At 39.5% G+C, this 20,330-nt stretch carries 17 protein-coding genes; 14 read left to right on the top strand and 3 right to left on the bottom strand.

Translation table 11 applies throughout. The features are described 5' to 3' along the window. Positions 1–28: 28 nt before the first annotated feature. On the top strand, positions 29–2,140 hold the full coding sequence (gene pnp, locus MHH87_RS04980; protein ID WP_340748225.1) for a polyribonucleotide nucleotidyltransferase: 2,112 nt from the start codon (positions 29–31) through the stop codon (positions 2,138–2,140). A 537-nt stretch (positions 2,141–2,677) separates the two neighbouring features. Beyond that, on the top strand, positions 2,678–3,901 hold the full coding sequence (locus MHH87_RS04985; RefSeq protein WP_340748226.1) for a M16 family metallopeptidase: 1,224 nt from the start codon (positions 2,678–2,680) through the stop codon (positions 3,899–3,901). 285 nt (positions 3,902–4,186) lie between these two features. Here MHH87_RS04985 and MHH87_RS04990 read toward each other — a convergent pair whose 3' ends face one another. From MHH87_RS04990 to MHH87_RS05000, 3 genes are read right to left on the bottom strand one after another with little or no spacing between them, the layout of a single operon-like run. Next, positions 4,187–4,822, bottom strand: coding sequence for an ABC-2 transporter permease (locus tag MHH87_RS04990; RefSeq protein WP_340748227.1), 636 nt, complete (start codon positions 4,820–4,822; stop codon positions 4,187–4,189). Then, a complete protein-coding gene (locus MHH87_RS04995; protein WP_340748228.1) occupies positions 4,822–5,664 on the bottom strand; it encodes an ABC transporter ATP-binding protein in 843 nt (280 codons plus the stop codon). The genes MHH87_RS04990 and MHH87_RS04995 overlap by 1 nt, the downstream gene beginning before the upstream one ends. Continuing rightward, positions 5,661–6,041: a GntR family transcriptional regulator gene (locus MHH87_RS05000; protein WP_340748229.1), complete on the bottom strand. Its 381-nt coding sequence runs from the start codon at positions 6,039–6,041 to the stop codon at positions 5,661–5,663. Before MHH87_RS05000 ends, MHH87_RS04995 begins: the two co-directional genes overlap by 4 nt. A 152-nt stretch (positions 6,042–6,193) precedes the next feature. Between MHH87_RS05000 and MHH87_RS05005 the strand changes: the two genes are divergently transcribed. The 12 genes from MHH87_RS05005 (at position 6,194) to MHH87_RS05060 (ending at position 20,248) form a co-directional block, all read left to right on the top strand. After that, complete coding sequence (locus MHH87_RS05005) at positions 6,194–6,463, top strand: YlmC/YmxH family sporulation protein (protein ID WP_340748230.1); 270 nt, start codon at positions 6,194–6,196, stop codon at positions 6,461–6,463. Beyond that, a complete protein-coding gene (locus MHH87_RS05010; protein ID WP_340748231.1) occupies positions 6,460–7,254 on the top strand; it encodes an NAD(P)-dependent oxidoreductase in 795 nt (264 codons plus the stop codon). The genes MHH87_RS05005 and MHH87_RS05010 overlap by 4 nt, the downstream gene beginning before the upstream one ends. Then, positions 7,233–7,823 carry a dipicolinate synthase subunit B gene (locus tag MHH87_RS05015; protein WP_340748232.1) on the top strand — a complete coding sequence of 197 codons (591 nt, stop codon included), beginning with the start codon at positions 7,233–7,235 and terminating at the stop codon, positions 7,821–7,823. Before MHH87_RS05010 ends, MHH87_RS05015 begins: the two co-directional genes overlap by 22 nt. Before the next feature lie 80 nt (positions 7,824–7,903). Continuing rightward, entirely contained in the window at positions 7,904–8,941 is a 1,038-nt protein-coding gene (locus tag MHH87_RS05020; protein WP_340748233.1) for an aspartate-semialdehyde dehydrogenase, read from the top strand. Between the two features lie 13 nt (positions 8,942–8,954). Next, complete coding sequence (gene dapA / locus MHH87_RS05025; protein ID WP_340748234.1) at positions 8,955–9,863, top strand: 4-hydroxy-tetrahydrodipicolinate synthase; 909 nt, start codon at positions 8,955–8,957, stop codon at positions 9,861–9,863. Positions 9,864–10,237: 374 nt separating this feature from the next. Beyond that, entirely contained in the window at positions 10,238–11,905 is a 1,668-nt protein-coding gene (locus MHH87_RS05030) for a ribonuclease J (RefSeq protein ID WP_340748235.1), read from the top strand. Positions 11,906–12,054: 149 nt separating this feature from the next. Further along, on the top strand, positions 12,055–14,292 hold the full coding sequence (locus MHH87_RS05035) for an FtsK/SpoIIIE family DNA translocase (protein WP_340750883.1): 2,238 nt from the start codon (positions 12,055–12,057) through the stop codon (positions 14,290–14,292). Between the two features lie 190 nt (positions 14,293–14,482). Further along, positions 14,483–15,211, top strand: a complete 729-nt coding sequence (locus tag MHH87_RS05040; RefSeq protein WP_340748236.1) for a GntR family transcriptional regulator — start codon at positions 14,483–14,485, stop codon at positions 15,209–15,211. A gap of 54 nt (positions 15,212–15,265) precedes the next feature. Continuing rightward, positions 15,266–16,360 (top strand): BMP family lipoprotein, encoded by a 1,095-nt coding sequence (locus tag MHH87_RS05045; protein WP_340748237.1) that lies wholly within the window; start codon positions 15,266–15,268, stop codon positions 16,358–16,360. A gap of 338 nt (positions 16,361–16,698) precedes the next feature. Continuing rightward, positions 16,699–18,240, top strand: a complete 1,542-nt coding sequence (locus MHH87_RS05050) for an ABC transporter ATP-binding protein (protein ID WP_340748238.1) — start codon at positions 16,699–16,701, stop codon at positions 18,238–18,240. After that, positions 18,241–19,287 carry an ABC transporter permease gene (locus MHH87_RS05055; protein ID WP_340748239.1) on the top strand — a complete coding sequence of 349 codons (1,047 nt, stop codon included), beginning with the start codon at positions 18,241–18,243 and terminating at the stop codon, positions 19,285–19,287. 1 nt (position 19,288) lies between these two features. Further along, complete coding sequence (locus tag MHH87_RS05060; protein WP_340748240.1) at positions 19,289–20,248, top strand: ABC transporter permease; 960 nt, start codon at positions 19,289–19,291, stop codon at positions 20,246–20,248. Positions 20,249–20,330 lie beyond the last annotated feature (82 nt).

The raw sequence follows: 20,330 nt of genomic DNA on the forward strand, positions 1-20,330 counted from the left end.
TTTCAAGTAGAGGAAAGGGGTTCATTTAATGAACGAAAAAAAGGTCTATTCGTATGAATGGGCTGGTCGTCCGCTTACAATTGAAGTAGGACAGCTAGCTAAACAAGCAAATGGTGCAGCTTTAGTGCGCTACGGGGAAACTGCAGTGCTTTCTACTGCAACAATGTCAAAATCTCCAAAGCCATTAGATTTCTTCCCATTAACAGTTAATTATGAAGAGCGTCTATACGCAGCAGGTAAAATTCCAGGAGGCTTCATTAAACGTGAAGGACGTCCATCAGAAAATGCGATTTTAGCATCACGTTTAATCGACCGTCCAATCCGTCCAATGTTCCCAGACGGCTTCCGTAACGAAGTACAAGTTATTTCAATGGTTATGTCAAATGACCAAAATAATCCTTCAGATGTAGCGGCGATGTTCGGTTCATCTCTTGCATTAGCGATCTCTGATATTCCTTTCGACGGCCCAATCGCGGGTGTTCACGTTGGTTATATCAACGGCGAATTTATCCTTAACCCAACAGTAGAACAAGCTGCACTAAGCACAGTTCACTTAACAGTAGCTGGTAACAAAGATGCAATAAACATGGTAGAAGCAGGTGCTTTAGAAGTACCAGAAGAAATCATGCTTGAAGCAATTATGTTCGGCCACGATGAAATTCAAAAATTAATCGCTTTCCAAGAGCAAATTGTTGCTGAAGTTGGTAAAGCGAAAGTAGAAATTACTTTATACGAGCTAGATGCAGAACTGACTGCACAAATTAAAGATGCTTGTGAAACGGACATGAACGTTGCAATTCAAACAGTTGAAAAGCATGCACGTGAAGAAGCGATCACAGCAGTAAAAGAACGCATTGTTGCGTCATTCGTTGAGCAAGAAGCCGACGCAGATACAATGAAGCAAGTTAAAGGCATTTTAGATAAAATGGTGAAAGAAGAAGTTCGCCGTCTTATTACAGAAGACAAAGTGCGTCCAGATGGTCGTAAACTTGACGAAATCCGTGCACTTTCTTCTGAAACGGGCCTACTACCACGTACTCATGGTTCTGCATTATTTACGCGTGGACAAACGCAAGCATTATCAATTTGTACACTAGGTGCTTTAGGTGACGTTCAAATTATCGATGGTATCGGTATTGAAGAATCTAAACGCTTCATGCATCACTATAACTTCCCTCAATTTTCAGTTGGGGAAACTGGCCCTATCCGTGGACCAGGTCGTCGTGAAATTGGTCACGGTGCGTTAGGTGAGCGCGCGCTTGTAGCTGTTCTTCCAGATGAAACAGTATTCCCATACACAGTTCGTTGTGTATCTGAAGTACTTGAATCAAATGGTTCAACGTCTCAAGCATCAATTTGTGCTTCTACATTAGCGATGATGGATGCAGGTGTTCCTTTAAAAGCACCAGTAGCTGGTATCGCAATGGGTCTTATTAAAAAAGGCGAGCACTACTCAATCTTAACGGATATTCAAGGTATGGAAGATCACCTTGGTGACATGGACTTTAAAGTAGCAGGTACAGCTAAAGGTGTTACTGCACTTCAAATGGACATTAAAATCGATGGTCTTTCTCGTAACATCCTTGAAGAAGCGTTAACACAAGCAAAAATCGGACGTATGCACATTTTAGAATCAATGCTTGCAACGCTGGCACAGCCACGTGAGAAATTATCTAAATATGCACCGAAAATTGTTGTCGTTAAAATTAATCCAGATAAAATCCGCGACGTTATTGGACCGGGTGGAAAACAAATTAATAAAATTATCGACGAAACTGGCGTTAAAATTGATACAGAGCAAGATGGTACAATTTACATCGCATCCGCTGATGAGGATATGATTGCACGCGCTAAAGAAATTATCGAGTCAATCGTACGTGAGGCAAAAGTTGGCGAGTACTACATGTCAACAGTTAAACGTATCGAGAAATTCGGTGCATTTTGTGAAATCTTCCCAGGTAAAGACGGCTTACTACACATTTCGGAAATTCAAGAAGAACGTACAAAAGCTGTAGAAGACGTATTAAAACTTGGTGATCAAATTCTTGTGAAATGTATCGAAATCGACAACCAAGGCCGTGTAAACATATCACGCAAACTTGTTCTTAAAGAAGAAAAAGAACGCGCTGAGAACGCCTAAATAGAAGCGGATATCGCTTAAAGAGAGAAAAATATAGCGTGCCGTGGAAATTAAGTTTACAAAGATTCTGTACCAAAAGAGAATGACAGGTACGAACGAGTTAATATTACTTATACAAAAGAGGGTGTACGCAATTTGTACAGCCTCTTTTTTAAAGGTTTTTTTTAGTGGATAAGAAAGTATAACGTTCCCATCCACATAGGTAAGGAAATCAACTCGCCCTATTTTGAGCGAGTTGTGTTTTTCGAATTACGATATTTTTTTGTTGAAAAACTAAAATAGGCGAATTGGGGATACAACTTAACTATAAATAAGTGTCATTTTCAATTATTTTCAAGTATTAAGTGCCATTTTCACTTAATTTTAAATAAGTTGTAGAATAATTTCGATGATTGAAGAAAATTGTGGTAGAAAAATTAACCCGCAAAGAAAATAGAGTGAGAAGTTGTCCTCTATTAGGTGTTAGGAAAGTTATATTTTTTAGCTACAAAAAACATTGCGGTATAATATTGCCTTTTAAAAATAGGGGGAACTTCTTTGGTTACAGTAACTACATGTCAAAATGGTGTTCGTATTGTTTCAGAGCATATCCCACATGTGCGTTCGATTTCTGTCGGCGTTTGGGTTAATGCAGGTTCACGTTATGAGACACCAGAAGAAAACGGCATTACACATTTTATTGAACATATGTTATTCAAGGGAACTGCAACTCGGTCAGCCCGTCAAATTGCAGAAGAATTTGACCGTATTGGTGGAGAAATTAATGCTTTTACGTCAAAGGAGAATACTTGTTATTTTGCCAAAGTACTTGATCATCACGGAGAGCTAGCGATTTCGATTTTAGCAGATATGTTTTTCAACTCGCTGTTTGCAGCAGAGGAGATTGAGCGTGAACGCCAAGTCGTGTTAGAAGAGATTTACATGAGTGAGGATGCACCGGATGATGACGTGCATGAGAAATTATGGGCAGTGATTTACCCGAATGATGCGTTAGGGCGTCCGATTCTTGGGACAGCTGAGACACTGGCTACTTTTGATGGTGAAAAAATCCGTGCCTATATGGCGAAGCATTACGGACCGAAAAATGTTGTTATTTCCGTAGCGGGTAATATTACCGATGAACTACTAGCAACTATCGACCAATTATTTGGGCATTATGAAGCTTCTAAACAAGCAATTGAAGCAGAGTTAACGTATCCGGAATTTACGCCAGGTGAAATAGTGAAAACACGCGATACAGAGCAGGCGCATGTGGCGATTTCATTTCCGGCCATAAATGTGAAGGACCCAGCGATGTATAGCTTTGTCGCGCTAAATAATATTATCGGCGGCAATATGAGCTCTCGTCTATTCCAGGAAGTACGTGAAGAGCGTGGCCTAGCCTATTCAATCTTCTCCTACCAATCAAGCTATGCAGATGTAGGGGCGTTTACGATTTACGGGAGTGCAAGTAAGCAGCAACTTTCACAAATGCAGCATACAATAGATGCTACTTTACTTGATTTAGTAGCAGAAGGCATCACGGAGACCGAGCTCGAAAATGCGAAGGAACAGCTAAAGGGAAGCTTTGTACTCGGCTTAGAAGGAACAGAAGCCCATATGAACCGTAACGGGGTAAATGAGCTTGTACATCAAAATCATCGCTCAGTCGACGAAGTACTCGCTGCGATTGACGCGATTTCAATGGACATCATTAATGAATTAATTACAAAAATTTTATTAGCAGAACCGGCCATTGCTATCATTGGACCGGAATACTAAAAAAGAAGGGGTTATGCCGCGTATTCGGTATAACTCCTTCTCTCTTATTTAGTACATTGCTTCATATTTTGTGAGCATAATTTATTGCATTAAATAAGTTGATGACATACTAATCATCATAATTGGGACGAGATTTGTAAATGGCGCACTCATTAAACCGAACGCAATTAGGTATCAAAAGGTCAAAATTAGCAGGCACATTGAAGTAATCCTTGAGCCGTTAAATAATAAAGATAAATACATTTGCGCAAAAATCATCATCCCCTTTTTTCATCTGGAAACGAATCAAAACTGTTTTTTACGATATAGTACGACTGATAATTGATATGAGAACAAGACGATGATGAATGCAATAAACGGAAGTGCATAACTCATCACGACTAATGTTTCAAACGGAGGAAATAGATTTTCCTTTCCTTCAACAAAGCCTGTAATAAAACTGGCTGTAAAAGTAGGAAGGAGAAACACGCAAGTAGTAATGAGGCGCCCCTTTTGAGAGCCGAATTTAATATTAATGGGCAATAAAATGGCTAACATAAACAATGCACCAAAAAGTGAGACAGCTAATAGCGCAACGACATAGTGAAATGGTAGTTGCATTGTAAAAAGATTTACAATGAATAGGATTGGTGTCACAATAAGTAAACTGCCGATTGTCAGGACAAATCCTAATACATAGCGGCTTTGCACAATGTCCTTTTTATTTACAGGTAGGGAACCTGCAAATTTATCCCACTGGCATGATTCGTCAAATACAAACACGGTTGTTACTTGTAGTGTACCAAAAATTAGCGCCACTGAAATGAGCATTACGCCTTGTTCGAATATGAACGCTGCTATCGAAATAATTAACAATAACCAAAGCATCATTTTTATCTGTTTTTGCAACATTAATATGTCCTTTAGTAAAAGTGCTTGCATTACAAAGCCCCCTTTACATGAAATAACATTATGTCTTCAATCGAAGGTTTTTCTAATGGAAATGCAGCGTTAACACGTGAACGTTCTACTAATATCTCTACACCAAATGCACATGGGCGCTTCGAGATCATCGCTTCTTCGGGTAAGTCCAACGCCTCTGACTGTGAACCTTTCCAAATGCCGTAATCATAGAGCAATATATCTTTATTTTCGCTAAACAAAATCTTTCCTTTGTGAATAAACGTAATGTCATCGGCAATCTTTTCTAAATCGCTCGTAATATGCGATGAAAATAAAATGCTATGTTCTTCGTCCTGCATAAAATCTAATAATAAATCTAAAATTTCATCGCGTACAATGGGATCAAGTCCGCTTGTTGGCTCATCTAGTAGCAGTAGCTTAGGATGGTGTGCGAGTGCAACAGCAATCGATAGCTTCATTTTCATACCGCGCGATAATTGCTTCACTTTTTTCTTTTGTGGGATATGGAATTGCTGGAGCAGTTGCATAAAATATGGATCATCCCACTGTTTATACATTTTCTTCATAAAAGAATTCACATGTTTTGCTGTGAACATGTCAGGAAAGTGAATATCATCAAATACAACGCCGACCTGTTCTTTCCAGCGCACCTCATTTATTAAATGATTGTTACCAAATACTGCAATGGTACCGGCATCTTTATGCAATAAATTTAAAATGCATTTAATGGTCGTTGATTTACCCGAACCGTTTTCCCCGATAAACCCCATCACCGTGCCCTTTTTCAAGGTGAAGCTCACATTCTGTAAGGCAAACCCATCAAATTTTTTTGTTAGTCCTTGAATTGTTATGGCCGTCATTCAATTTCCTCCTCCGTTAATAACATAAATAATTCGAGTAGCTCCTGCTTAGACATATTCGCTGTTTTCGCTGTCTGCACAGCTTTAAGTAAGTGTGCTTCTAATTGCCGTAATAGCTCCTCGCGCAGAAAATCCTGATTACGCTCCGCAACAAAGCTTCCTTTTCCTGCAACCGTTTCAATAAATCCATCACGTTCTAAATCGGCATACGCACGCTTCGTTGTCATAACGCTTATCTTTAAATCTTTCGCAAGCGCACGGATCGACGGAAGTGCATCACCAGGAAGGAGCTTTCCGCTAAGGATTGCTTGTTTTAACTGTGCGGTAATTTGCTCATAAATTGGTTTTTCGCTTGCATTGCTTAATTGAATAAACATATGCACCACCACCTTTTTAATATAACTGTATATATACACTATACACAGTTATGTGCCGGATTGTCTATAAAAAGTTTTGATTCATCTATCGCACAATCAAAATATAGCATGCATATAGTATTGATAAGCTCGCGTAAGAGGAGGGAAAAAAGATGCTGTTATCAGAGCTTGCTGAAAAAGAGTTGATTGAAGTCGAAAAAGGGATGCGTTACGGGTTTTTAGCAGAAACGGAATGTATATTTAACCCGAAGACTGGTAAAATTATTGGATTTGAATTGCAACCCCAGGCGATGAAGATGCCGTTTCAAAAAAAGAAATCAGCTTCTGTGGCGTATATTCCATGGGAGGAGATTTTACTAATTGGTGAAGACCGAATTTTATTCAATAAAACGACAACGACTTTACCGCATCCAGAAGTATGACAAATGAGCGCTGGTTTGTCATTGGTACCGATGAGCGTATGAAGCTCCTCGCAAAAAAATTAAGTCATCCAGCGCGTACCGTATATTATAAATGCACAGATAAATGGGATGCAGTAGTGAATGCAGCAGCGCTTGAATTTCACCCGCAGCGAATCGTGCTACCGATTCAACCATTACATCTAGAGGTGAAAGAGCTATTTGGGATTCAACAGGCGCATTTTTTTACGGGGAAATTAACAGAACAATGGCAACAACAATTAAATAATCAACCATTGTATTTTTATTTGCAAAATGAAGCGTTTATTTGGCGAAATGCCGTACTAACAGCTGAGGCGATGCTTGCCCATTTATATAAAGAGGGCATGGCGCTACAAGGAAAAAAAATTATGATTACAGGATTTGGTCGGGTTGCAAAAATGCTTGCATACCTATTTAGTCAGCTGAAGGCAAAAATTATCATTGCTGTACGTTCCGAAACGCAGCGCGCAGAAGCACTTGCATATGGCTACACAGCAATTACACTATCGCCGAAAATACGGTGTAATGCGGATGTATTGATTAATACAATACCAGCACCGTGGCTAACAAGGGATTATACAAAGCTCCTGTCAATGCCTATTTATGATTTAGCTTCTGCCCCGGGATGTTTACAAGAGCTAAAACTTTCGCAATATGAACTATTACCCGCATTGCCGGGGAAATATTTTGCAAAGGATGCGGCACAGTTACTATATGAAACGATTTTGGATCTACTAGAGGGGGAAGAATCGTGCTCGAAGGAAGAAGGATAGGATTAGGAATTACAGCGTCACACTGCACATATGAGGACGTTGTACCAAAAATTAGGGATTTACGCAATGCTGGTGCGACCGTAGTGCCGATTATTACACCATCTGTTTTACATGCTGCAACACGCTTTGGAACGGGAGCAGAATGGATAGAAAAAATAGAGGCGCTTGCAGGAGAAAAGGTGATTGCAACCATTATGGAGGCAGAGCCGTTCGGGCCAAAAAATCCGCTTGATTGTATGGTCATTGCACCGATGACGGGGAACTCTATAAGTAAATTTGCCAATGCAGCAACCGATAGTGCCGTACTTATGGCAGCAAAGGCAACTTTACGTAACGGATCGCCAGTTGTTCTTGGCATTTCTACTAATGATGCACTAGGCTTAAATGGTATGAATATTATGAAGCTCCTCAATGCAAAAAATGTATATTTTATTCCTTTTGGTCAAGACGACCCTCAAAAAAAGCCCACTTCACTTATATCAGATTTCAGTAAAATGCTTGAAACTGTGCATTGTGCGATTGTTCATAAAAAACAATTCCAACCAATATTTATACAGTATTTTAAATAATCAAATAACCATACACAATTTGAAATTTATATGATACAATAGCCAACATTATGTAACTAGTTTTGAGGAGAGATGATAATATGACAAAACAATTGATAGTTGCTGTCGTTGGGGCGACAGGAGCAGTAGGATCAAAAATGATGGAGCATTTAATTAAACGCAAATTTCCAATTCAACATATAAAGTTTTTAGCTTCAGCACGTTCTGCAGGCAAGCTAATTGAATTCAATGGTCAAACATACACGATTGAAGAAGCTACACCTCAAAGCTTTGAAGGCGTAAACGTAGCATTTTTCTCAGCAGGTGGCTCTGTTTCAGCAGCACTTGCACCGGAAGCAGCTAAACGTGGAGCAGTTGTGATCGATAACACTAGTCATTTCCGTATGGATTCGAATGTTCCTTTAGTTGTACCGGAAGTAAACCGTGGCGACCTTGCAAAGCATAACGGTATTATCGCGAACCCGAACTGCTCAACGATTCAAATGGTAGCAGCTTTACAACCGGTTCGTGAAAAATTTGGTCTAAAAAAGGTGGTTGTATCGACTTATCAAGCGGTATCAGGATCAGGAGTAGCAGCTATTGAAGAACTACGCGAACAAAGCGCACAGTGGGAAGCTGGTAAAAATGTAGAAGCGAATGTATTACCATGTAAAGCAGATGAAAAGCATTATCCAATCGCACGTAATGTCATTCCACAAATCGACAAATTTACGGACAATGGTTTTACATACGAAGAAATGAAAATGATTAATGAAACGAAAAAAATACTGCATATGCCAGAGCTTCACGTAGCAGCAACATGTGTACGTGTACCAGTTGTATCAGGCCACTCAGAATCTGTTTATATTGAAGTAGAAAAAGACGCAAGCCTACAAGAGATTTTTGATGTACTAAAGGATGCACCGGGCATTGTCCTGCAAGATGATATTAAAACACAAACTTACCCGATGCCAATTTATGCTGAAGGGGAAGACCCAACTTATGTAGGTCGTATCCGCCAAGATTTAGACAATAAAAAAGGATTCCATATGTGGATCGTTGCTGACAACTTATTAAAAGGTGCGGCACTGAACTCAATTCAAATTGCAGAAGCGATGTTAGAGGATAACTTACTTTAAGAGGGGTGTATGTATGAATTTGGGGAATATTGGTACAGCTATGATTACGCCGTTTACGAAAGAGGGCGGTGTGAATTACCCGGAACTTGAACGAATTATAGATTTTTTAATAAATAATGGTTCAGACTCAATTATTGCGTGTGGAACAACTTCTGAAAACCCAACATTATCGACAGAGGAACGTATTGAGGTCGTTCGATTTACGGTAGAGAAGGTAGCAGGGCGCGTACCTGTTATTGCCGGTACAGGTGATAATGAAACCGCGTACTCCATCGAAATGACGCACCATGCAGAGGCAAATGGAGCAGATGGCATTATGCTAGTAGCTCCGTATTACAATAAGCCAAATCAACGTGGGATTTATGCCCACTATGATACGATTGCGAAAGAAACAAAGCTTCCAATTATGGTTTATAATGTACCAGGGCGTACCGGGATTAATGTGACAGCAGAAACGTCGATTTCACTTAGCAATATTCCGAATATTACTTGCATTAAAGAAGCAAGCGGCAACTTAGATCAGATGAGTGATATTATTGAAGGTGTAGACGAAGATTTCCTTGTTTACAGCGGAGATGACGGCTTAACATTACCATTATTAGCAATTGGCGGCGCAGGTATTATTTCAGTGGCATCGCATGTTGTGGGGAATGATATGCAAGACATGGTTCGTGCGTTCCGTGAAGGGCGTCACGAAGATGCAGCAAAAATTCACCGTGCATTGATACCACTTGTGCGGGCGTTATTTGCACATCCAAATCCATCACCTGTTAAATACGCTATGACAAAGTTAGGCTTTGATACAATAGATGTTCGTTTACCAATGGTTGAGATGACAGACGCTGAAAAAGCTGAATTCGATCAAATTTGGGATACGTATCAAGAAAAAGCGAAGCACTTTCGTTCAGTAGAAGCGAACTAAAAATTGGCTATGTTAAATAAAATTGTTGTTGTTATGTAAAGAAGTACTTCTGCTAAAGGCGTCACATCCATGTGACAACGCAGAAGTCAGCAAGTCGTGCGGTTTGTACGCTTAGCACGGTTGAATTAGCTAAAAAAACAATTGTAGCGTTTAACAGCGAATATAAAGTAAGTGCCCATAACACTCTGTTATGGGCATTTTTATATGAAAATAGTAAATTGAAATACATTTAGAGACTAGAGGAAATCAGTAGAAAGATGTTGGCATTTCCAAAAACGTTACTAAATTGACTTTTTTTATTTGTGCTTCACTCGTTATCACCGTATAATGAGGATTAAGTGGTTGCTGTTCGGACATTTTTAGGAGGAAAAAAAGTGACAAAAACGAAAAATGAATTAATCCGCATCATCCCTCTCGGTGGAGTAGGGGAAATCGGAAAATCAATGTATGTAATCGAAATCGATGAAGAGCTTTTCGTCGTAGACAGTGGGTTAATGTTCCCAGAAAATGAGATGCTTGGTATCGACATCGTTATTCCAGACATTACTTATTTAGAAGAAAATAAAGACCGTGTAAAAGGGATTTTCTTAACGCACGGACATGAAGACGCAATTGGTGCCATTGCCTATGTATTAAAGAAAATTAAAGCACCTGTATACGGTTCGAAATTAACGATTGCTTTAGCCAAGGAGCATTTAAAAGAACTACCGGCTCCGCATCAAGTGAAGTTCTTCGAAGTAACAAATAATAGCCGTATGAACTTTAACTCAACACATGTGACGTTCTTCCATACGACTCATAGTATTCCGGATTCATTAGGAGTTGTATTCCACACATCTGAAGGAGCAATTGTGCATACAGGAGAATTTAAATTCGACCAATCTGCAACAGGTAAATTCAAGCCTGACTTAGCAAAAATGGCACAGCTTGGTGAGGAAGGGGTTTTCATTTTACTTTCTGAATCAATTGAAGCTGAACGCCCAGGCTATACAACGAGTGAAACAGTGATTGGCGAGCAATTAGCTAAAACATTCCACTCTGCGCCAGGTCGTATTTTAGTAGCGCTTTATGCATCGAACTTTATTCGTATACAACAAGTGTTTAAACAAGCACAAGAAGCACACCGTAAAGTAGCGATTGTTGGAAAATCACTAGAAAAAATTGTTGATCTTGGTGTCAACTTAGGCTACTTAGAAGTGGACGAGGATACTCTAATTCCGGTTAGTGACATCCGTAAATATCAAGATGATGAGATTATTATTATGGCGACAGGAAACAAAGGTGAACCACTTGAAGCACTTGATAAAATAGTGCGTAAACACCACCGCGATATTAAAATTAAAAACACAGATACAGTATTAATTACGTTTACACCATCTCCGAGTATGGAAGTGCAAATGTATAATACGATGAACCAATTAGCGAAAGCTGGCGCAACTGTGTTAACTTCAAATAAAAAAGTACATGTATCAGGTCATGGTAGCCAAGAAGATTTAAAATTAATGTTAAACTTTATGAAGCCAAAGTATTTCGTGCCGATACAAGGTGAATACCGTATGTTAATTGCGCACTCTAAATTAGCGCAACAAACAGGCTTACAAAAATCTCAAATTTTTATCGCGGATAAAGGCGATATTGTTGAATATAAAAATGGTAAAATGCGCATGAGTGGTCGCGTACAGGCAGGGAATGTATTAATTGACGGAATCGGTATCGGTGACGTTGGTAATATCGTACTGCGTGACCGTAAATTACTATCTCAAGATGGTATTTTCATCGTTGTAGTCACATTAAACCGTGCGCAAAAGAAAATTGCATCAGGTCCAGAAATTTTATCACGTGGATTTGTTTATGTACGTGAATCAGAGCAACTTATGGTAGAGGCATCGGATATTGCGCGTACAGTTATTGAGAAATATGTGAATAAAGACACGTTTGAATGGACAAATATTAAACAAGAGATCCGTGACACACTTAATCAATACTTATTCCAAAAAACAAAGCGCCGTCCAATGATTATTCCGATTATTATGGAGTATTAAGCACTTTGTTAAAAAAAGGGTTTTCAATGTCAATTTTGGCATAGAAGATCCTTTTTTTCTCTATAAATAACTGGAAGCAGGTGGAACTTTTGGTTGCTAGGAAAGTAAAAAAACAACCGGCAAAAACTAAAGCAAGTACAGATAATGACATGCATCCTCTTGCCTATGAAATTGTCGGCCTCGTCTTTATTGCATTTGCTGTCATTGAATTTTTTGAGTACGGTATTGTAGGTAGAATTACGCATTCAATAGCAATATTTTTATTCGGAAATTTGCATATTGTTGTGCCATTTTTATGTTTGCTTATCGCATCAATGCTTATGGTGCGCCGCCGTGGCATTGCTTTTAATAGTCGTATCGTTTGCGGTGTCTTATTTGTTGTCAGCAGCTTAGCAATTTTTAGTCATAGCATGCTGTTTCAGCAATTATATGAGGCCGGTGCGCTCATTTCAAATTCAGTCCTACGCGAGACGTGGCGACTGCTTATTAGTACAGAAGGTATTGCGAATCGCAGCAGTGCATTAGGTGGCGGGATGGTTGGCGCGCTATTATTCAGCTTGTTACATATTTTATTTGATTCAGCTGGAACAAAAGTAGCAGCAGCAGTGCTATTTGCCATCGGGTTTATTTTAATTACAGGTAAAGCCTTTGTACCGCTTATTATTGAAAAGGCACCGAAATTAAAGGCAAAAATAGTGAAGAAGAAATCACCAAAACCTGCTAAAACGACGGAACGCAATACACGTACTAAGCGTACAAGAAGTGAGCACAGTGAAGAAGCCGCAGACGAGGAGCCTGTAGTAATCCTAACCCCTCAAGCAAGTATGGATGAGCCAGTAATTTCGGATTTTATGATAAATGTTAGAAATAATGAACAAGAAGTGCTTGAGAACACGCCAGAAGTAGAAAATATTGTTGATATACATGAGGTAGAGCAATTAGTTCCAACAATGGAAAACGAATCATATCAATTGCCATCTGTCACATTATTAAAGCTTCCGCCTGAGCATGATCAAAGTGGTGAGTACAGTGTCATACAAGCAAATGCTAAAAAACTGGAGCAAACGTTCTCAAGCTTTGGTGTAAAAGCAAAGGTGACGCAGGTGCATTTAGGTCCTGCTGTCACTAAATATGAGGTTATGCCTGATGTAGGCGTGAAAGTAAGTAAAATCGTGAGCCTTCAGGATGATTTGGCATTAGCACTTGCCGCGAAGGACATACGAATGGAGGCACCGATTCCAGGTAAATCAGCGGTGGGCATTGAGGTGCCAAATAGTGAAGTAGCGATTGTGACATTACGTGAAGTATTAGAGGCGAAGGAAAATAACAAGCCCGATGCCAAACTACTTATGAGCTTTGGACGTGACATTACCGGCCAAGCGATTTTAGCAGAGCTAAATAAAATGCCACATTTACTCGTCGCGGGTTCTACCGGTAGCGGAAAAAGTGTATGTATCAATGGGATTATTATTTCCATTCTCATGCGTGCTGCTCCACACGAAGTCAAAATGATGATGATTGACCCTAAAATGGTCGAGCTAAGTGTTTATAATGGTATTCCGCATTTACTGGCACCTGTTGTGACAGATCCGCGTAAGGCGGCTCAGGCACTACAAAAAGTTGTGTCAGAAATGGAACGTCGCTATGATTTATTTTCACATACAGGAACAAGAAATATTGAGGGATATAATGAGCATGTTCAGCAGTCCAATGAAAGCAACGAAGAAAAGCATCCAAAACTGCCGTATATTGTGGTCATTGTAGACGAGTTAGCCGATTTAATGATGGTTGCCTCAAGTGAGGTAGAAGATGCCATCACAAGGTTGGCTCAAATGGCTCGTGCAGCAGGTATACATTTAATTATTGCGACGCAAAGACCGTCTGTGGATGTCATTACTGGTATCATTAAGGCAAATATTCCATCTCGAATTGCATTTGCGGTATCTTCAGCAGTGGATTCACGTACGATTTTAGATATGGGAGGGGCGGAAAGACTGCTCGGTCGGGGGGATATGTTGTTCCTACCAGCAGGGGCATCCAAGCCAACAAGAGTGCAAGGAGCGTTCGTTTCGGACTCAGAAGTGGAATGTGTTATACTTAATGTTATAGAACAGCAAAAGGCACAGTATGAAGAAGCGATGATTCCATCAGATGAGCCGGTGCCTGATTTTTCAGAAGAAACGGATGATTTGTACGATAATGCTGTACAGCTTGTAGTAGAAATGCAAACAGCATCTGTATCACTACTCCAACGTAGGTTCCGCATAGGTTATTCAAGGGCTGCACGCATTGTCGATCAAATGGAACAGCGTGGAGTTGTCGGACCTCCTGAAGGAAGTAAGCCAAGACAGGTTTTATTAAATAAGGCTAATATTGTAAATCAATAAATTCACTCAATAATTCAAATTATAAAATTTTTTGTCGAAATTCAAAAAAATATGCTTGAAAGTAGTTATTCTAATACAGATTTTTATAATTCTATTTTCTTTTATTAATGAAAGTGTTATATTATTCACGAATTAGTAGGAATGTTGTACATCAGATGTCTGATCTCTTTATTTTTGGTGGTGATTATTAATGTCTATTAAAGCGGATCATCGTCATTTATACTTGCAAGTGATTGACCGATTGAAATCAGATATTGAAAAAGGTGTTTATCAAGAAAATGAAAAGCTCCCTTCAGAATTTGAATTATCGAAGTCACTTGGAGTAAGTCGTGCTACTCTTCGTGAGGCGCTGCGACTATTGGAAGAGGAAAATATCATCGTTCGTCGTCATGGCGTAGGCACTTTCGTAAATCCGAAACCGTTGTTTACATCGGGTATCGAGCATTTATCAAGTGTTTCTTCTATGATCGAACAGGCTGGGATGGAACCTGGCGCCATTTTTATGAGTGCTACCGAGGACAGACCAACTGAAGATGATGTAGCACGTTTCCAAACCGACATTGATGACAATGTTATCACGATTGAACGCGTAAGAACTGCAGATGGGGAACCTGTCGTTTATTGTATTGATAAAGTACCAGCAAGCTATCTGCCGCAAGAATTTTTAAACAATCAAGATGTATCGATTTTTTCGGCGCTCGAGCAGACAGGTCATATTCGTGTTTCCTATGCGATTACTTATATCGATCCAGTAGGTTACCACGAGGAAGTTTCGCCTATTTTAAACTGTGGGCCCGAGACGGCATTACTCGTTTTGAAACAATTTCATTACGACGATACGGACCGTCTTGTTCTTTTTTCGAAGAATTATTTCAGAGCTGATAAATTCAGCTTCCATGTAGTACGGAAACGGGTGTAGAACAAGTTTTTAAAAATCCTGCTAATTACTAATACCTTTGAGGGGGACTCATTAATGAAAAAGCGTAAATTTGGTTTATTAATCTCATCTGTTGTTGCAACTGGTGCTATTTTAGGTGCTTGTGGTGCTGAGGAAGACACTTCAAAACCTGACACTTCTAAAACGGACGAAGGTACAACTGCTACTGAAGAAACAGCTACTGGCGATTTCTCTGTAGCAATGGTAACTGACGTTGGTGGCGTTGATGACAAATCATTCAACCAGTCAGCTTGGGAAGGTATTCAACAATTTGGTAAAGATAACAGCCTAGCTGAAGGTGATGGCGGTTATGCTTACTTACAATCAGCTTCAGATGCTGACTACAATACTAACCTATACAACTTATTACGTCGTGACTTCGATTTAGTATTCGGGGTTGGTTTCATGATGGGTGACGCAATGGGAGAAATTGCTGGCGAAAATCCAGATAATCAATTTGCACTTATCGATTCAGTAGTAGATGCGCCAAACGTAGCGTCTATTATGTTCAAAGAGCAAGAGGGTGCTTTCCTTGCTGGTGTAGTTGCAGCTTCAATGTCTGAATCAGGTAAAATCGGTTTCGTAGGTGGCGTAAACATTCCAGTAATCAACCGCTTCCATGCTGGTTTCGTAGAGGGTGCAAAAGCAGTTAACCCTGATATCGAAGTCCAAGTAAACTATACTGAAGCTTTCGATGACGCATCTAAAGGTAAAATTGCTGCTAACGCGATGTACTCTTCAGGCGTAGATATTATATTCCACGCTGCTGGTGCAACGGGTAACGGTGTATTCTCTGAAGCGAAAGAGCGTAAAGCAAAAGACGCGAACGCAAACGTATGGGTAATCGGTGTAGATGCTGACCAATACGCTGAAGGTCAAGTCGATGCTGCAACAAATATTACATTAACTTCTATGCTTAAAGGTGTAAATAATGCAGTAGTAGATATTTCTACACGTGCTAAAAACGGTGAATTCCCAGGTGGAGAAACAATCACTTACGGTTTAGCAGAAGACGGTGTAGGCCTGGCTGACTCACGCGGCGCAATTCCACAAGAAGTTTTAGACCTAGTAGAAGACTACAAAGCTAAAATTGCTGCTGGTGAAATTGTAGTTCCAGAAGCAGCTAAATAATACATTTTGCATGAAGGATCATCATAGGGGTTTACTCTACCCTTATGATGATTTTATTAGTTTTAACGATTTTTTAGATAATTTTTATTAATGCGTCCTATCTGAACTTTTTAAAAATTAGGAAATGTAAGCGTTATTTTGCGCCAAAATAAATGCTTTTCTCGTATAATCTAGTTAAAATGAATGACAGATGACAATTTCATTGATTTGCAGGAAAAGTTTTCCTATTAGTGGAAGTTAGTAATAATAGTTTAATAAAATTAATAGATGAAAGGTTTTTAAAAAAATCTTTCATGTGTTAATTTTAAAATTTAATTTAGCCTAAGGGAGTGAATATATTGGAATTCGTGATTGAAATGCTTAATATCCGTAAAGAGTTTGGCGGGTTTGTAGCAAATAACAACATCACCCTCCAACTAAAAAAAGGCGAAATTCATGCACTACTTGGTGAAAATGGTGCAGGTAAATCGACTTTAATGAACGTGCTTTTTGGACTTTATCAGCCAGAAGCTGGGGAAATCAAAGTACGCGGAGAATCAGTAAAGATTACTGATCCGAACGTAGCAAATAATCTAGGAATCGGAATGGTTCATCAACATTTTATGTTAGTTGAAAACTTTTCGGTAACTGAAAATATTATTCTAGGAAGTGAGCCAACTAAGGGTGGCATAGTAAACGTAAAAGACGCAGCAAAAGATATAGCGGCACTTTCTAAAAAATATAACTTAGACGTAGATCCATATGCAAAAATTGAAGATATTTCAGTCGGGATGCAGCAGCGTGTTGAAATATTAAAAACATTGTACCGTGGTGCAGAAATTTTAATATTCGATGAGCCAACTGCGTCACTAACACCGCAGGAAATTATCGAATTAATGGCGATTATGAAGCTATTAATTAAAGAAGGTAAATCGATTATTATCATTACGCACAAGCTGAAAGAAATTATGGAAGTATCAGACCGCGTAACGATTATCCGTAAAGGGGAAGGGATTGGTACGGTTGTTACAGCTGAAACAAACCCGAACCAATTAGCTGAACTGATGGTTGGTCGCCAAGTTGATTTTAAAACGGAAAAAACCGAAGCGAACCCAACAGAAGAAGTACTGTCAATTGAAAATTTAGTCGTAACTGATTATCGTGCGATCGAAAAAGTAAAAGGCTTAAACTTAAACGTACGCCGTGGTGAAATTGTTGGGATTGCGGGGATTGACGGCAATGGTCAATCGGAGCTAATTGAAGCAATTACAGGTTTACGTAAAGTGAAGAGTGGTACGGTTAAATTAAATGGACAAGATATTACAGGCATGAAGCCGCGTAAAATTACGGAAGCTGGCATTGGACATATTCCTCAAGACCGTCATAAGCACGGTTTAGTACTAGACTTCCCAATTGGTCATAACATTGCACTACAAACCTACTATCAAGCACCGATTTCTAGAAATGGTGTGATGAACTATAAAAAAATCTCTGAAAAAGCACGTCAAGTGATTGAAGAATTCGATGTTCGTACAGGCCAAGGTGAAATGACACCGGCGCGTGCGTTATCTGGTGGTAATCAGCAAAAAGCAATTATTGGACGAGAAGTAGACCGTAACCCGGATTTACTAATCGCAGCTTTACCAACACGTGGTTTAGACGTTGGGGCGATTGAATTCATTCACTCACGTTTAATTGAACAACGTGACAATGGAAAAGCAGTACTATTAATTTCATTCGAATTAGATGAAGTGATGAATGTTTCAGACCGAATTGCTGTAATTTATGACGGCATCATTGTTGATACAGTGTATCCGAAAGAAACAAGCGAGCAAGAATTAGGCTTATTAATGGCGGGGGAAAGTCGCAATGCCCAGAGCCAGAAGGAGGGGAACGAATAGATGTCAAATCGTGTTGTGAATATACTCGTTCCTGTTGTTTCGATTATTATCGGTCTTCTAGTTGGGGCTGTTGTAATGATTGTCAGTGGATATGATCCTGTAAATGGATATATCGCACTGTGGAATGGTATTTTTGGAGATTCATATTCAATTGGTAATACAATTCGCCAAATTACACCGTATATTTTATCAGGTCTAGCGGTTTCCTTTGCATTCCGTACAGGACTATTTAATATCGGTGTTGAAGGCCAGCTACTAATGGGCTGGTTAGCTGCAGCCTACGTAGGATACGCATTTGAGCTACCACGCGTTATCCACTTACCGCTAGCGTTACTTGCGGCTGCTGCTGCTGGTGCTTTTTGGGCATTTATCGTCGGCTTCTTAAAGGCGAAGTTAAAAGTACATGAAGTTATTGCATCAATTATGTTAAACTACACGGCGCTATATATTACCAATGCAATTATTAAAAATGTATCTGACGGTGGCTTCAAAACGCCAACGATTTTAGAATCTGCCACATTACGTATGCCATGGCTACGCGAAATTACAGATAATTCTAGTCTTCACTTAGGGATTATCGTGGCACTATTAATGGTACTCTTAATGTGGTTCATATTAGAAAAAACAACGCGTGGTTATGAGTTAAAGGCAGTAGGATTTAACCAACATGCAGCTGAATATGCAGGGATGAATGTCAATAAAAACATTATTTTAGCTATGACAATCTCAGGTGTTTTCGCTGGTTTAGCAGGTGCGATGGAAGCGTTAGGTACATTCCAAAATGCCTCCATTAAGGCTGGTTTCTCAGGTATCGGATTTGACGGGATCGCAGTTGCCTTACTAGGTGCCAACACACCATTAGGGGTAATTTTTGGCGCGTCTCTATTCGGTTCATTAAAATACGGCGCTCTAAACATGCCAAATGCTGCTGGTATTCCAGAGGAGATTGTATCAATTATTATTGCATTAATTATTTTCTTCGTAGCATCAGGTTACGTAATTCGATTAGCGTTAGAAAAATTTAGAAAGAATAAGGAGGGCAAATAACATGGGCTTTTTAGAAATGTTATACTTTATCGTCCCTTCTGCAATTTTATATGCCACACCGTTAATTTTCACGGGTATCGGTGGTGTATTTTCTGAGCGATCAGGTGTTGTCAACATCGGACTGGAAGGGTTAATGGTCGTCGGCGCCTTTGTCGGCATTTATGTCAACTTAGAATATTATGATCAATTCGGTTCTTCGGTTATTTGGATTGCGATATTAGCTGCATTAGTAATGGGTGCAATTTTCTCTTTACTGTTAGCTGTAGCCGCTGTGTCATTCCGTGCAGATCAAACTGTTACAGGGGTTGCCATCAACATGCTTGGTGCGGCTGTTACAGTATTCTTAGTGAAATTGATTTATGATAAAGGGCAAACGGATATGATTCAAGCGCCAATTAGACGCTTTGAAATTCCTGTGCTATCCGATATTCCGTTCATCGGCAATCTATTATTCCACGATGTATATAGTGTTTCGATTTTAGCGTTCGTTGTTGCCTTTGTGGCATGGTTCGTTATTTATAAAACGCCATTCGGATTACGTCTACGTGCAGTCGGGGAACACCCTATGGCTGCTGACACAATGGGTATTAATGTTTCAAAAATGCGTTATATAGCAGTAATGATTTCTGGTGCGCTTGCGGGTGTCGGTGGTGCTGCATATGCACAAACAATTACACTTGATTTCTCAGCATCAACAATTGCAGGTCAAGGATTCATGGCCATCGCTGCATTAATCTTTGGTAAATGGCATCCACTTGGTACTTTAGGTGCTGCTCTATTCTTCGGTTTAGCGCAAACTTTAAGTATTGCAGGAAACCAAATACCATATATTCAAGAAATTCCAGCTGTATATTTACAAATACTTCCGTACTTATTGACGATTCTTGCTTTAGCTGGATTTATCGGCAAAGCTACAGCGCCAAAAGCGTCCGGTCAACCGTATATTAAAGGTAAGCGATAAAAGTAAAATCGGCAAAATCATGAAGATTTTGCCGATTTTTTTTAGTGGAAAAGAAAGTAGAACTTTCTTATTTATATAAGTA

This window comes from Solibacillus sp. FSL H8-0538 (genome assembly GCF_038003525.1).
Lineage (GTDB): Bacteria > Bacillota > Bacilli > Bacillales_A > Planococcaceae > JBBOPI01.